This is a genomic window from Sphingomonas folli (assembly GCF_019429525.1).
GTDB classification, from domain to species: Bacteria; Pseudomonadota; Alphaproteobacteria; order Sphingomonadales; family Sphingomonadaceae; genus Sphingomonas; species Sphingomonas folii.
Genome location: NZ_JAHXZL010000005.1, coordinates 31,040 through 43,363 on the forward strand (window position 1 = coordinate 31,040; position 12,324 = coordinate 43,363).

General features: G+C 71.1%; 10 protein-coding genes. 6 read left to right on the forward strand and 4 right to left on the reverse strand.

The features are described from left to right. The first annotated feature begins 30 nt into the window (after positions 1 to 30). Together hisG and hisD are read left to right on the forward strand one after the other, a co-directional pair. Entirely contained in the window at positions 31 to 717 is a 687-nt protein-coding gene (gene hisG / locus KZ813_RS08905; protein ID WP_219754633.1) for an ATP phosphoribosyltransferase, read from the forward strand. Next, positions 714 to 2,009, forward strand: a complete 1,296-nt coding sequence (gene hisD, locus KZ813_RS08910; RefSeq protein WP_219754634.1) for a histidinol dehydrogenase — start codon at positions 714 to 716, stop codon at positions 2,007 to 2,009. Before hisG ends, hisD begins: the two co-directional genes overlap by 4 nt. Before the next feature lie 288 nt (positions 2,010 to 2,297). On the opposite strand, the gene serA is transcribed toward hisD, so the two are convergent. Both serA and KZ813_RS08920 read right to left on the reverse strand, forming a co-directional pair. Continuing rightward, positions 2,298 to 3,875 (reverse strand): phosphoglycerate dehydrogenase, encoded by a 1,578-nt coding sequence (serA, locus tag KZ813_RS08915; RefSeq protein WP_219754635.1) that lies wholly within the window; start codon positions 3,873 to 3,875, stop codon positions 2,298 to 2,300. A 148-nt stretch (positions 3,876 to 4,023) separates the two neighbouring features. Continuing rightward, a complete protein-coding gene (locus KZ813_RS08920; protein WP_219754636.1) occupies positions 4,024 to 5,178 on the reverse strand; it encodes a phosphoserine transaminase in 1,155 nt (384 codons plus the stop codon). A 181-nt stretch (positions 5,179 to 5,359) separates the two neighbouring features. Here KZ813_RS08920 and KZ813_RS08925 point away from each other — a divergent pair, with 181 nt between their 5' ends. Continuing rightward, on the forward strand, positions 5,360 to 5,989 hold the full coding sequence (locus KZ813_RS08925; RefSeq protein WP_258046605.1) for an extensin family protein: 630 nt from the start codon (positions 5,360 to 5,362) through the stop codon (positions 5,987 to 5,989). Between the two features lie 49 nt (positions 5,990 to 6,038). After that, positions 6,039 to 6,923 carry an LOG family protein gene (locus KZ813_RS08930; RefSeq protein WP_219754638.1) on the forward strand — a complete coding sequence of 295 codons (885 nt, stop codon included), beginning with the start codon at positions 6,039 to 6,041 and terminating at the stop codon, positions 6,921 to 6,923. Positions 6,924 to 7,064: 141 nt separating this feature from the next. On the opposite strand, the gene KZ813_RS08935 is transcribed toward KZ813_RS08930, so the two are convergent. Next, positions 7,065 to 8,354, reverse strand: a complete 1,290-nt coding sequence (locus KZ813_RS08935) for a glycosyltransferase family protein (protein ID WP_308461840.1) — start codon at positions 8,352 to 8,354, stop codon at positions 7,065 to 7,067. Positions 8,355 to 8,419: 65 nt separating this feature from the next. Here KZ813_RS08935 and KZ813_RS08940 point away from each other — a divergent pair, with 65 nt between their 5' ends. Both KZ813_RS08940 and KZ813_RS08945 read left to right on the forward strand, forming a co-directional pair. After that, positions 8,420 to 9,673 (forward strand): putative DNA modification/repair radical SAM protein, encoded by a 1,254-nt coding sequence (locus KZ813_RS08940; RefSeq protein ID WP_219754639.1) that lies wholly within the window; start codon positions 8,420 to 8,422, stop codon positions 9,671 to 9,673. Positions 9,674 to 9,877: 204 nt separating this feature from the next. Then, on the forward strand, positions 9,878 to 11,287 hold the full coding sequence (locus KZ813_RS08945) for a UdgX family uracil-DNA binding protein (RefSeq protein ID WP_219754640.1): 1,410 nt from the start codon (positions 9,878 to 9,880) through the stop codon (positions 11,285 to 11,287). Between the two features lie 166 nt (positions 11,288 to 11,453). Here the strand turns inward: KZ813_RS08945 and KZ813_RS08950 are convergent, their stop codons facing one another. After that, positions 11,454 to 12,248: an aldo/keto reductase gene (locus KZ813_RS08950; protein ID WP_219754641.1), complete on the reverse strand. Its 795-nt coding sequence runs from the start codon at positions 12,246 to 12,248 to the stop codon at positions 11,454 to 11,456. Between the last annotated feature and the right edge of the window lie 76 nt (positions 12,249 to 12,324).

Consider the following 12,324-nt stretch of genomic DNA (forward strand, 5'->3'; position numbering starts at 1 on the left):
CCCGCGCGGCCCCCGCCGTAAAGCCCCGCCATGTCTCAGCCCCCCGACTCCGAGCCGATCGTCATCGCGGTCCCCAAGGGTCGTATACTCGGCGAGGCGCTGCCGCTGCTCGCGCGCGCCGGGATCGTGCCCGAGCCCGCCTTCGGCGACGAGAGCAGCCGCGCGCTGCGCTTCCGCACCGCCGATCCCAGCATCGAGCTGATCCGCGTCCGCGCCTTCGACGTCGCCACCTTCGTCGCGCACGGCGCGGCGCAGCTCGGCATCGTCGGTTCGGACGTGCTCGCCGAGTTCGACTATCCCGAGCTGTACGCGCCGGTCGACCTCGACATCGGTCACTGCCGCCTGTCGGTCGCCGAGCCCGCCGAGCTCGCCGCGCGCGACGACCCGCGCGGCTGGAGCCACGTGCGCGTCGCGACCAAATACCCGCACGTCACCGCGCAGCATTTCGCCCGCCGGGGCGTGCAGGCCGAGTGCATCAAGCTCAACGGCGCGATGGAACTGGCGCCGACGCTCGGGCTCGCCGCGCGCATCGTCGACCTCGTCTCCTCGGGGCGGACGCTCAAGGAGAACGGCCTGGTCGAGGTCGAGCCGATCATGGCGGTCTCGGCGCGGCTGGTGGTGAACCGCGCCGCGATGAAGACGCGCGCGCACGTCTTCCCGCTGGTCGAGGCGTTCCGCGCCGCGGCCGGGGCGGCCGCCGTGAGGGGCGCGGCATGATCCGGCTCGACACAAGCGACGGCGACTTCGCGGCGCGCTTCGACGCACTGGTGGACGCGCGCCGCGAGACCGCGGTGGACGTCGCGCGCGACGTCGCCACGATCGTGCGCAGCGTGCGCGACGAGGGCGATGCCGCGCTCCACGCCTTCACGCAGAAGCTCGACCGCCACGACCTCGACCGCACCGGCTGGCGCGTCGACCCTGCCGCCTGCGCCGCGGCGTTCGAGGCGCTCGAGCCCGAGCTGCGCGTCGCACTCGAGCTCGCCGCCGCGCGCATCCGCGCCTATCACGAGAGGCAGCGGCCGACCGACACCGACTTCACCGACGCCGCGGGCGTGCGGCTGGGCGCGCGCTGGCGCGCGGTCGACGCCGCGGGCGTGTACGTGCCGGGCGGACGCGCCGCCTACCCGTCGACGCTGCTGATGAACGCGATCCCCGCCAAGGTCGCGGGCGTGGAGCGGCTGGTGGTGGTGACGCCGACGCCCGACGGCGCGATCAACCCGCTGGTGCTCGCCGCGGCGCATCTCGCCGACGCGGACGAGGTGTGGCGCGTCGGCGGGGCACAGGCGATCGCCGCGCTCGCCTATGGCACCGAGCGGATCGCGCGGGTCGACGTCGTCACCGGGCCGGGCAACGCCTGGGTCGCCGAGGCCAAGCGCCAAGTCTATGGCGTGGTGGGGATCGACATGGTGGCGGGGCCGAGCGAGATCGTCGTCGTCGCCGACGCGGCCAACGATCCCGAGTGGATCGCGGCCGACCTGCTCAGCCAGGCCGAGCACGACACCACCACCCAGTCGATCCTGTTCGCCGACGACACCGCCTTCGCCGGGCGCGTCGCCGACGCGGTCGAGCGCCAGCTCACCGCGCTGCCGACCGAGGCGGTGGCGCGGGTGGCGTGGGAGGACAATGGCGCGATCGTGGTGGTGCCGACGCTGGCCGAGGCGATGCCGCTGGTCGACCGGCTCGCGCCCGAGCACGTCGAGCTCGCCTGCGACGACCCGCGCGCGCTGTTCGACCTGCTGCGTCACGCCGGCTCGGCGTTCCTCGGGCGGCACACGCCTGAGGCGATCGGCGACTATGTCGCGGGGCCCAACCACGTGCTGCCGACGGGGCGCCGCGCGCGCTTCGCCAGCGGGCTGGGCGTGACCGACTTCATGAAGCGCACCAGCTTCCTCCAGCTCGACGAGAGCGCGCTCAACGAGCTGGGCCCGGCGACGATCGCGCTGGCGCGCGCGGAAGGGCTACCCGCGCACGCGCAGTCGGTGGCGCTGCGGATCCGGACGAACCGGTGAAATGCTCCCCTCCCCTTCAGGGGAGGGGGCGTCACCGCAGGCGAGACGTTCGAGGAAGCGCCCCGCCATGCCCTCCCCTAAAAGGGAGGGAGTGTCAGGTATGCGACTCAACTCCTCCCCGGCACGGGGAGGGGGACCAGCCGAAGGCTGGTGGAGGGGGGGGCGTCCGCGGGCGCTGCGCTGCGGGGAGAGCCCCCTCCACCACCGCGCTGGCGCGCGGCGGTCCCCCTCCCCGCGAGCGGGGAGGATCACGTCTTTGTAGATGCTAGCGCGACTCTCGGCGCCCGTTCAGAACGCCAGCCCCATCGCGGTCCTCACGCCCGGCAGCGCCTTGACGCGCGCGAGCAGCGCGGCGTCGACCGGCTGGTCGACCGACAGCAGCAGCACCGCCTCTCCGCCCGCCTGGCGCCGCCCCAGGTGGAAGGTGCCGATGTTGACCCCGGCCTCGCCCAGCAAGGTACCGATGCGGCCGATGAAGCCCGGCGCGTCCTCGTTGACGACGTACAGCATCGCGCCGGTGAGATCGGCCTCGACCTTGATCCCGAACAGCTCGACCAGCCGCGGCGCCGAGTCACCGAACAGCGTCCCCGCCACCGAGCGCTCGCCGTCGGCGGTACGCACCGCGACGCGGATCAGTGTGTGATAGTCGCCCTCGCGCTCGGTGCGGATCTCGCGCACCTCCATGCCGCGCTCGCGCGCCAGCAGCGGCGCGTTGACCATGTTCACCGTGTCGGTCTGCTCGCGCAGGAAGCCGGTGAGCACCGCCGAGGTGATCGGCTTCGGGTTGAGGTCGGCCGCGGCGCCCTCGCGGTGGATCGACACGCGGTCGATCGCGCCGGTGGCGAGCTGGCCGACGAGCGAGCCGAGCTTCTCGGCCAGTCCCATGTACGGGCGCAGCTTGGGCGCCTCCTCGGCGGAGAGGCTCGGCACGTTGAGCGCGTTGGTGACGCCGCCCGAGACGAGATAGTCCGCCATCTGCTCGGCCACCTGGATGGCGACGTTGACCTGCGCCTCTGTCGTCGACGCGCCGAGGTGCGGGGTCGAGACGAAATTGGGCGTGCCGAACAGCGGGCTGTCCTTGGCGGGCTCGGCCACGAACACGTCGAGCGCGGCGCCCGCGATATGGCCCGAGTCGAGCCCTGCCTTCAGCGCCGCCTCGTCGATCAGCCCGCCGCGCGCGCAGTTGACGATGCGCACGCCCTTCTTGGTCTTGGCGAGATTCTCGGCCGAGAGGATGTTGCGCGTCTGGTCGGTCAGCGGCGTGTGGAGCGTGATGAAGTCGGCGCGCGCGAGCAGTTCGTCGAGCGTCACCTTGGTCACGCCCAGCTCGACCGCGCGCTCCTCGGTGAGGAAGGGGTCGAACGCGATCACCTTCATCTTCAGGCCGAGCGCGCGGTCGGCGACGATCGACCCGATGTTGCCCGCCCCGATCAGCCCCAGCGTCTTGCCGGTGACCTCGACGCCCATGAAGCGGTTCTTCTCCCACTTGCCCGCCTGGGTCGAGGCGTCGGCCTCGGGCAGCTGGCGCGCGAGCGCGAACATCAGCGCGATGGCGTGCTCGGCGGTGGTGATCGAGTTGCCGAACGGCGTGTTCATCACCACCACGCCCTTGGCCGAGGCGGCGGGGATGTCGACGTTGTCGACGCCGATACCGGCGCGGCCGACCACCTTGAGGTTGGTGGCGTGCTCGAGGATGTCCTTGGTCACCTTGGTCGAGCTGCGGATCGCGAGGCCGTCATACTGGCCGATGATCGCCTTGAGCTCGTCGGGGGTCTTGCCGGTGATCTCGTCCACCTCGACGCCGCGCTCGCGGAAGATCTCGGCGGCACGGGGGTCCATCTTGTCGGAGATGAGTACCTTGGGCATGGGTAGTTCCTTGCGTTACCAGCCGTCATCCCCGCGGAGGCGGGGATCCAGAGCCGCTGACGGTGCGGCCCGTGCGACGACCTGCGTGTCTGAATCCCCGCCTTCGCGGGAATGACGAAGTGGAGGCGGGATGACGATCGGGGAGGGGTTACGCTGCCGCCTTGGCGGTGGCGTAGGCCCAGTCGAGCCAAGGACCGAGCGCGTCGATGTCGGCGGTGTCGACGGTGGCGCCGCACCAGATGCGCAGCCCGGGGGGAGCGTCGCGATAGCCGCCGATGTCATAGGCGGCGCCCTCCGCCTCGAGCAGCGACACCATCTTCTTGATCACCGCCTCCTCGGCGTCGACCGTCAGGCACACGCTGGTCTTGGAACGCGACGCCGGGTCCGCGGCGAGGTGCCCGAGCCAGTCGCGCTCGGCGACGATCCGGTCGAGCGCGGCGGCGTTGGCGTCCGAGCGCGCGATCAGCCCGCCCTTCCCCAGCGACTTGGCCCATTCCAGCGACCAGATCGCGTCCTCCACCGCCAGCATCGACGGCGTGTTGATGGTCTCGCCCTTGAACACGCCCTCGGTCAGCTTGCCCTTGGAGACGAGGCGGAACACCTTGGGCAGCGGCCAGGCCGGCGTGTAGCTCTCCAGCCGCTCGACCGCGCGGGGCCCGAGGATCAGCACGCCGTGCGCGCCCTCGCCGCCCAGCACCTTCTGCCAGGAGAAGGTGGCGACGTCGATCTTGTCCCACGGCAGATCGTAGGCGAACACGCCGCTGGTGGCGTCGGCGAAGCTCAGCCCCGCGCGGTCGGCGGGGATCCAGTCGCCGTCCGGCACGCGCACGCCGCTGGTGGTGCCGTTCCAGGTGAACAGCACGTCGTGGCTCCAGTCGACCTGCGCGAGGTCGGGCAGCTGACCGTAGTCGGCGCGGATCACGGTGGGATCGATCTTGAGCTGCTTGACCGCGTCGGTCACCCAGCCCTCGCCGAAGCTCTCCCAGGCGAGTGCGGTGACCGGGCGCGCGCCCAGCATCGTCCACATCGCCATCTCATAGGCGCCGGTGTCGGAGCCGGGGACGATGCCGATCCGGTGCGTGTCGGGCAGGTCGAGCAGCGCGCGCATCAGGTCGATGCTATATTGGAGTCGCTGCTTGCCGAGCTTCGAGCGGTGCGAGCGTCCGAGGACGTCGGTGGCGAGCTTGGCGGGATCATAGCCGGGCGGCTTGGCGCACGGGCCGGACGAGAAATGCGGGCGGGCCGGCCGGGTGGCGGGCTTCGCGGGCGCGAGGGTGGCGTCGGCGGCGGTCGTATCAGTCATGTCTGACTCTCCTTACAGAGAGCACGCGCGGCGTTGGGACCGCGTGGCCCGCCGGCGGCCCTAGACGTGCCGACCCACCTTGGCAACCGATTGTCGCACCGACGACTCCGCTCCGCCCCGAGGGCTTGTCGCGGGCCGGCGCGTGCCGCACAGCCGGCCCATGCGACGATCTGGTCGGACGATGCTGTTGGCGGCGCTGCTGCTCGCCGCCTGCGGGCGGACCGAGCGCCCCGCCCCGCCGAGCGCGCGCGGCGAGTTGGAAGGCCCCAGCCTGCGTGAGACGCGCCAGTGCTTCGCCGACCTGCGCGCGCTGGGGGTCGACTTCCAGCCGCTGCCCGACAAGCAATATGGCGGCGGCTGCGCGCTGGTCGGCACGGTCAAGCTGCTCGACATCGGCGTGCCCACCGCCAACCTCGGCGCGGTGCGCTGCGGCGAGGCACGGACCTACGCCGCCTGGGCGCGCAACGGCGTCGCCCCCGCGGCCTATCAGATCCTCGGCGCCGAGCTGTCACGCATCGTCAGCATGGGCAGCTACGCCTGCCGCAACACGATCGGTACCAAGGGCCCGGCGCGGCGCTCGGGCCATGCGCTGGCCAACGCGATCGACATCGCCGCGTTCGAGCTCAAGGACGGGCGCCGCATCTCGATCCTGAACGACTGGCGCTCGCCCGACCCGGCGGTGCAGCAGTTCCTGCGCACCGTCCACGCCTCCGCCTGCCGGCGCTTCGGCACGGTGCTGTCGCCCGACTATAACGCGGTGCACCGCGACCACCTTCACCTGGAGGACGACGGCGCGCGCTTCTGCCGGTGAGCCGGCCCATGTTCTTGCGACCGTCACGTTCCCGTCCTATCGATCCGCGATGACAGATACCCGCGTACCCAGCCGCGTCTTCCCGCGCGCCAAGCAGGATGCCGAGGTCGCCAAGACCAACGTCTCCACCCCGCAGACCGAGAGCCCGGCCTATCGGCTCGCCTTCCAGGACATGGACTTCCTGCTGCGCGAGGACCTCAGGCCCGTCCGCTTCCAGCTCGAGCTGCTCAAGACCCAGCTGATCTTCGAGGAAGCGCATATCGGCTCGACCTTCGTCTTCTACGGCTCGGCGCGCATCCCAGAGCCGAGCAAGGCGCAGGCGCTGCTCGATCTCGCCACCGACGAGAAGAGCCGCCGCGTCGCCGAGCGACTGGTGGCCAAGAGCAGATATTACGAGATGGCGCGCGAGCTGGCGCAGCTCTGCTCCAACTTCCCGCGCGACGAGGCGGGCAAGCGCCACTTCGTGGTGTGCTCGGGCGGCGGCCCCTCGATCATGGAGGCGGCCAACCGCGGCGCCGCGGACGTCCACGCCGAGTCGATCGGGCTCAACATCGTGCTGCCGCACGAGCAGGCGCCGAACCCCTATGTCACGCCGGCGCTGAGCACGCAGTTCCACTATTTCGCGCTGCGCAAGATGCACTTCCTGCTCCACGCGCGCGCGCTGGCGGCCTTCCCGGGCGGGTTCGGCACCTTCGACGAGTTGTTCGAGCTGCTGACGCTGATCCAGACCGGCAAGGTCGAGCCGATCCCCGTGCTGCTGTTCGGGCGCGAGTTCTGGGAGCGCGTGATCAACTTCGAGGCGCTGGTGGAGGAAGGCGTGGTGTCCGAGCGCGACCTCGGCATCTTCCGCTACGTCGAGAGCGCGGCCGAGGGCTGGGCGGTGGTGCAGCAATTCTACCGCGACCGGCACGAGCGCGGCGACGTGCCGCGCTGAGAGGCGCGGCGGGGAGGATGCGTCGGGGCGCCCCGCGCATCCTTCCTGCACCGCTGACGCCCCGACTTCGGCGCATTTCTTCCGTCATTCCTGCGCAGGCAGGAATCCAGACACGCCCAGGCCCGTGCGAGAGGCGCGACCTCAGCGTGTCTGGATCCCCGCCTCCGCGGGGATGACGGTTCCGCGGAGAGCGCGCGCTTCGACCTGCTTCGGCGTCGTTCCTGCTTCGACCACCCCCTGCCCACTCACCCATCCCGGCGCGGGATCGCGCACCGCGGCGTGGATCAGCCACAGCAGCGCCACCGCGCGCACGCTCGCGGCGACGAGCACGTCCGCCTGCGTCGCCGACATTGCCGCCCCCTCCCAGCCCGCGAACAGCCAGAACTCGGCGAAATAGGCCGCGAGGTCGCCGAGCAGGAACAAGGCGAGCGGGCGCGCGCGAGTCGCGGTGAGCACCAGCAGCGGCCACAGCCATAGGTCGAACTGCGGCGAGTAGACCTTGTTGGTCAGCAGGAACCAGGCGAGCACCGGGGTGAACAGCAGCCACGGTCGCGCGCCGTGGCGGCGGCAGCCGACCGCCACGATCGTCGCCGCGCCGCCGAGGAACAGCAGCAGCGACCACAGGTTGCGCGTCGCCACGTCGGTCCGCCACCAGCCGAACTGATCCGCGAGCTCCCACAGGCTCGCCGCGGTGCCGCCGCGCTCGCTCGAGAAAGCGTAGAACTCGCGCCAACGGTCGAAGGCGAGCCACGCCACCGGCAGGTTCACCGCGCCCCAGGCGCCGACCGCGATCACGGCCAGCAGCGCCGCGCGACGGACGCGCGCCGCGCCGTCGCCACCGCTCAGCAGCGCGCCCCATCCCAGGAGCGGCAGCAGCAGGACGGGGAACAGCTTGGCCGCGCCCCCCAGCGCCGCGAACGCGGCGGCGCGCGGCGCCTGCCCGCGCGACGCCGCCCGCATCGCCGCGACCGCGAAGGTGACGGCGAGCAGGTCCCAGTTATGGCCGAGGTACAGCACCAGCGGGGGCGCCAGCGCCCAGGCATATTGCCGCCATAGGCTCGCCCCCGTCCCGCGGATCAGTTCCAGCACGGCATAAGCGAGGAGCGCGTTGCCGAGTGTGACCGCGTTGAGGAAGTCGGCGGCATCGGCGCGCGTCCCCGCCATCAGACGCGCGAGCAGCGCCTCGAGCCAGATCAGCCCGCCGGTGAGCACGGGATATTCCATCCGCGCCTGGAAATAGGGCACCTGCCCCGCGGCGAGCCCGCGCTGGCCCCAGAAGGGCACCGCGTCGCTGTAGCAGCCGGTGACATATTGCTCGCCGCCGCTCCAGGCGGCGCCGCAATGCGCCTTGAAACCCCAGCCGAAGAGGCAGGTCAGCGCCAGCGCGAGATAGGGTCCGTTAGGCCCGAGCCGATCGATGATCCTGCGCACGGGACTGATCCATGGCAGGTCGCTTCGCCCTCGACAAGCGGGGCGAGTGAACATAGATCGAACACATGGCGCAGCTCGACGTCCGCCAGAAACTGGAGATCCTCGCCGACGCGGCGAAGTATGACGCGTCGTGCGCGTCGTCCGGCACCGCCAAACGCACCTCGGCCGACGGCAAGGGGCTGGGCTCGACCGAGGGCATGGGCATCTGCCACGCCTATGCGCCCGACGGTCGCTGCATCTCGCTGCTCAAGATCCTGCTGACCAACAGCTGCGTGTTCGACTGCCATTATTGCATCAACCGCAAGAGCTCGAACGTGCGCCGCGCGCGTTTCACGGCGCAGGAGGTAGTGAACCTCACCCTTTCCTTCTACCGGCGCAATTACATCGAGGGACTGTTCCTCTCCTCCGGCATCATCAACACCTCGAACTACACGATGGAGCAGCTGGTCGAGGTCGCGCGCTCGCTGCGCGAGGACCATCTTTTCCGCGGCTACATCCACCTCAAGACGATCCCGGACGCCGATCCCGAGCTGGTCCACCAGGCCGGGCTGTACGCCGACCGCGTGTCGATCAACGTCGAGCTGCCCACCGTCGGCGGCCTCCGCCGTCTCGCGCCCGAGAAGGACGGGGCGCGGATCGAGGGGGCGATGGGCGAGATGAAGGCGGCGATCACCGACACCGCCGACGCGCGCACCCGCTACAAGTCCGCGCCGCGCTTCGCGCCCGCGGGCCAGTCGACGCAGATGATCGTCGGCGCCGACGCCGCGACCGACGGCGACATCGTCCGCAAGGCGTCAACATTGTACGACCGCTTCGGCCTGCGACGCGTCTATTACTCGGCGTTCAGTCCGATCCCCGACGCTTCGGCGGTGCTGCCGCTGCAGCGCCCGCCGCTGATGCGCGAGCACCGCCTGTATCAGTCGGACTGGCTGATGCGCTTCTACGGCTTCTCGACCGACGAGGTGGTCGCCGCGGCGGACGAGGCGACGGGCATGCTGCCGCTCGACGTGGATCCCAAGCTCGCCTGGGCGCTCAAGTTCCGCGACCGCTTCCCGGTCGACGTCAACCGCGCCCCGCGCGAGCTGCTGTGGCGCGTGCCGGGGCTCGGCACCAAGGCGGTGAAGAGCATCCTGGCGGCGCGGCGCTGGCGACGGCTGCGGCTCGACGACGTGGCGCGGCTCACCGTCTCGATCGCGCGGGTGCGGCCCTTCATCGTCTGCGAGGACTGGCGGCCGGTGGTGCTCGCCGACCGCGCCGAGCTCAAGCCGCTGGTGGCGCCTAAGGTCAAGACGCAGCAGCTGGAGCTGTTCGCCGCGTGAGAGTGACTCGCGGGTGAAACGCATCGTCGCGGTGGCGCGCTGTGGCGGGGTGATTGTCCGATCTCGTCCAGAGGAGACGCCTGCCTCTCCCCTCCCCTTCAGGGGAGGGGCCGGGGGCGCGCCGTCGCCGCGGAAGCAGCGCTCGCGGAGAGCTCTCACCCCTACCCCTCCCCTCCCGGGGAGTGGCTCGGACGTGCGCTAGCCTTGCGCGTCGTCACCCTCTCCGCGCCCGACGACGTCGACGGCTGGCGCGACGCGGCGCGCGCGCTGCTCGCCGAGCATGTCGCGCCCGACGCGGTCGTGTGGCAGGTCGGCGCCGCGGCCACCGACCTCTTCGCCGCGGCGGTCGCCGAGCCGCCCGCCGCCCCGCGTCACGACGCCACCGCGCCGGCGATGCGGGTGCCGCGCGCCTTCCTCGATCTCGCCAACAGCGCCGCGCTGCACCGCGACCCGGAGCGCTTCGCGCTGCTCTACGCGATGCTGTGGCGGCTGCGCGACATGCCGCGGCTGACCGACGATCACGCCGACCCGCTCGTCCGCCGGATCGAGACGCTCGCCAAGTCGGTGCGGCGCGACATCCACAAGATGCGCGCCTTCGTCCGCTTCCGCTCGGTCACCGAGGCGGACGGCGACCGCTACGTCGCCTGGTTTGAGCCAGAGCACCACATCGTGCGCGCCAACGCGGCCTTCTTCGTCAACCGCTTCGCCAGCATGCGGTGGTCGATCCTGACGCCCGAGCTGTCGCTCCACTGGGACGGCGCGGCGCTCCACGAGGGGCCGCCGGCGGCGCGCGGCGACGCGCCCGAGGGCGACCCGATCGAGGAGGTGTGGAAGACCTATTACGCCAGCATCTTCAATCCCGCGCGCGTCAAGGTCGGCACGATGCTGCGGGAGATGCCGCGTAAATACTGGAAGAACATGCCGGAGACCGCGCTGGTGCCGCAGCTGCTGGCGAGCGCGCAGGCACGGGAGAGCGGGATGATCGACAAGGCGCGCGCGCGGGAGAGTGCGGTGGGCGACAACGCGCAGGCGGCGTGGGAGGCGCTGCGCGACGAGGCGTCGGCGTGCACGCGCTGTCACCTCTACAAGCCGGCGACGCAGACGGTGTTCGGCGAGGGTCCGGTCGACGCGACGATGATGTTCGTCGGCGAGCAGCCCGGCGACCAGGAGGATCTCGCCGGTCACCCGTTCGTGGGTCCCGCCGGTCAGGTGTTCGACCGCGCGCTCGCCGCCGCGGGGATCACCCGCGCGGAGACCTATGTCACCAACGCGGTCAAGCATTTCAAGTTCGAGCCGCGCGGCAAGCGACGGATCCATGCCAAGCCCGACGCGGGTGAGATCGAGGCGTGTCGCTGGTGGATTGAGCAGGAGCAGATGCTGCTGCGCCCCAAGGTGACCGTCGCGCTCGGCGCCACCGCGGCGCGCAGCCTGTTCGGCAAGGTGATGACGATCGGGCGCGAGCGCGGTCGTGAGCAGCGGCTGCCCGACGGCGGCGCGGCGTGGATCACGGTGCACCCGAGCTACCTCCTCCGCCTCCCCGACGAGGCGGCGAAGGCGAGCGAGTATGAGCGCTTCGTCGAGGATCTGCGGATGGCGCACGCGGCGCTGGGGTGATCCGAACAGCAATCCTCCCCGGGACGGGGAGGGGACCGCCGGCGGAGCCGGTGGTGGAGGGGGATCGCCGCACACGGAACGGCGCGTCTGCCGCGAGCCCCCTCCACCACTCGCCTATGGCGAGCGGTTCCCCTCCCCGCCAAGCGGGGAGGATTTTACGCCGCTCTCACAGCTCGCGCGGGTCCGGCCCCATCCGGCCATCCGGATCGTCCATCGCGTCGATCGCCGCGACGTCCTCCTCGCTCAGCCGCAACTCGGTCGCCTGCCAGTTGCTCGCGAGATGCTCCGGGTTCCCCGCCTTGGGGATCACCGCCAGCCCCTTGGCGAGGTGCCAGGCGATAAGGACCTGCGCTGGCGTGGCGTCGAGCCGCTCCGCGATCGCGACGACTCGCTCGTCGCGCAGCGTCTCGCCCTGGCCGAGCGGCGACCAGCTCTGCGTGACGATGCCGCGCTCGCGATTGTACGCCTGCACCTCGCGCTGCTGAAAAGTCGGGTGCAGCTCGATCTGGTTGACCGCGGGCACCACGCCGGTCGCGTCGATGATCGCGTCCAGATGCTCGGGCAGGAAGTTGGACACGCCGATCGAGCGCGCCTTGCCCGCCTCGCGCAGCTCGACCAACGTCTGCCACGCCGCGACGTAACGTTCGCCCTCGGGATGCGGCCAGTGGATCAGATATAGGTCGACGTGGTCGCGCCCGAGCAGCGCCAGGCTGGCGTCGAGCGCCGCCTCGGCGTCGCCGTGCTGGTCGTGCCACAATTTGGTGGTGAGCCACACGTCGTCGTGGCCCAGCCCTTCGCCGACGCCGCGCTCATTGTGGTACAGCGCCGCGGTGTCGACGAGACGGAAGCCGAGATCGAGCCCCGCGCGCACCACCGTCGCCACCTGCGAATCGGGGATCTGATAGGTGCCGAGCCCGAGCTGGGGCATGGCGCGGCCGTCGTTGAGCGTGAGATCGGTCATGCGCGTCGAACCGTTGCTGAACAACGCGGTTCCACTTTGCCGCTTCCCTTTCGCACCCGCGTGACGCAAGCGCGGC

Bases quoted from the DNA above. Each gene is read 5' to 3' on its own strand.
- hisG (WP_219754633.1), top strand. From the start codon at position 31: ATGTCTCAGCCCCCCGACTCCGAGCCGATCGTCATCGCGGTCCCCAAG.
- hisD (WP_219754634.1), top strand. From the start codon at position 714: ATGATCCGGCTCGACACAAGCGACGGCGACTTCGCGGCGCGCTTCGAC.
- serA (WP_219754635.1), bottom strand. From the start codon at position 3,875: ATGCCCAAGGTACTCATCTCCGACAAGATGGACCCCCGTGCCGCCGAG.
- KZ813_RS08920 (WP_219754636.1), bottom strand. From the start codon at position 5,178: ATGACTGATACGACCGCCGCCGACGCCACCCTCGCGCCCGCGAAGCCC.
- KZ813_RS08925 (WP_258046605.1), top strand. From the start codon at position 5,360: ATGCTGTTGGCGGCGCTGCTGCTCGCCGCCTGCGGGCGGACCGAGCGC.
- KZ813_RS08930 (WP_219754638.1), top strand. From the start codon at position 6,039: ATGACAGATACCCGCGTACCCAGCCGCGTCTTCCCGCGCGCCAAGCAG.
- KZ813_RS08940 (WP_219754639.1), top strand. From the start codon at position 8,420: ATGGCGCAGCTCGACGTCCGCCAGAAACTGGAGATCCTCGCCGACGCG.
- KZ813_RS08950 (WP_219754641.1), bottom strand. From the start codon at position 12,248: ATGACCGATCTCACGCTCAACGACGGCCGCGCCATGCCCCAGCTCGGG.